This window comes from Roseibium sp. RKSG952 (assembly GCF_009711355.1).
This window is the reverse complement of sequence record NZ_SMMF01000478.1, coordinates 1-1,239: the sequence shown is the minus strand read 5'-3', so window position 1 is coordinate 1,239 and position 1,239 is coordinate 1. Positions and strand designations below refer to the sequence as shown.

The window sequence follows — 1,239 nt, the reverse complement described above, 5'->3', positions numbered from 1 at the left end:
AGCGTGGGGATACCCCGGCGCAGGCCGCGCCAGCGGTTCATCCTTGAACGGGCGGGGGCAGAGCCCCAAACCCGCTATCAAAGTCCGGCGTTCAGCCGGTCCGTAGTCAAAGGGGTAGGAATGCGGGTCTGTCGTGGAGGAGCGGCGGACCTGTGGCGGTCAGTGTGACCGGCGCTGGTGTGCCGGTTCGCAGCGATAGGTCCGTACTCCGTAGGGGGGAACCCCTGTCATCTCAGACAAGTCCGGCCTTTTGGCCGGTCCGGTTCCCGCGTCAAATCGGCAAACGCTTGTTCATGCCGATTCCAGATTTCCAAATGTTGAAGAAGTGCCCGCCCCGCTGAGCAAAGCGGGGCGGGCGTACGGCTGAACGGATGGGGGTGGTTATTCAGCCGCAACGGGAAGCGGGGAAGCGGTGTCGTCGTCTTCGAACAGGCGGAGCGGTTCGGGGATCCAGTTCATCCCGTTTATCTTCTTTTGCGCATATGCCGCAGCTTCTTTCTTGCTCATGCCCGCAATGGGTTGTGCAATCTCTGCTCCGCACACATCACTAACGATCTGGCGGATTCCGTCCAGCTTCAGCCGCTTGAAATAGTTGTCCGGGGTCGGCTTGAAATAGGCGCTCATGTCAACGTTAAGGGTCTGGCCCAACAGTTTGCCGTGCTCAATCCCTGACTTGTTGTAACTGTCTCCAAAGTCCACCGCGTTGACGCTCTGCGCAACAAGGAAAGCCTGAAGCGACAACAGCCGGTCCTGAGACTGGTCGAGACACCACTTCCAAAGCTCTGCCGGGTTGCCGGGCACGATCTTGAGCCAGCTATCATGCTGTTGCTGGATTGCAGCCAGAATCGCGCCGTCATCCTCTTTCATGTGCCGTCCAAGGTCGTCGCAGTCGGTTGAAATCTGAAGGCTGCGCGGCGTTCCATAACCGCCTGACCTGATGGGCCTTCGTTTCATCTTCATGCTCACGCGGAATGACAAGACGATCGGTGATGCGGAACAACACCTCAAGACCGCCCTTGCCGCAGGCGTGCACCATATCGGGTTCAAGGATGTCGGCTTGCCGTTCGAGCGGCTGAGTGACCGGCGGCTTGCAAGGATTGAAGGGGCTTTAAACCGGCTTTAAGGCGTGGCTTGGGCTGGACATAATTCGTTGTCCGGACCCGCCTGCTGCAGGCTGGATGGTAACGGCGCGGAGTCTCAAAATTCGATGCCATGTGAAGTTGCGCGATTTGCCATCTG

Annotated in this window: 2 protein-coding genes; one reads left to right on the top strand and one right to left on the bottom strand. The window is 58.8% G+C overall.

From position 1 onward, the window contains the following. Positions 1-381 precede the first annotated feature (381 nt). A complete protein-coding gene (locus tag E1297_RS01665) occupies positions 382-954 on the bottom strand; it encodes a hypothetical protein (RefSeq protein ID WP_209015577.1) in 573 nt (190 codons plus the stop codon). Positions 955-958: 4 nt separating this feature from the next. Between E1297_RS01665 and E1297_RS01660 the strand changes: the two genes are divergently transcribed. Continuing rightward, positions 959-1,123: a hypothetical protein gene (locus E1297_RS01660; protein ID WP_368669431.1), complete on the top strand. Its 165-nt coding sequence runs from the start codon at positions 959-961 to the stop codon at positions 1,121-1,123. The last annotated feature ends 116 nt before the right edge of the window (positions 1,124-1,239 follow it).

Bases quoted from the DNA above. Each gene is read 5' to 3' on its own strand.
- E1297_RS01665 (WP_209015577.1), bottom strand. From the start codon at position 954: ATGAAACGAAGGCCCATCAGGTCAGGCGGTTATGGAACGCCGCGCAGC.
- E1297_RS01660 (WP_368669431.1), top strand. From the start codon at position 959: ATGCTCACGCGGAATGACAAGACGATCGGTGATGCGGAACAACACCTC.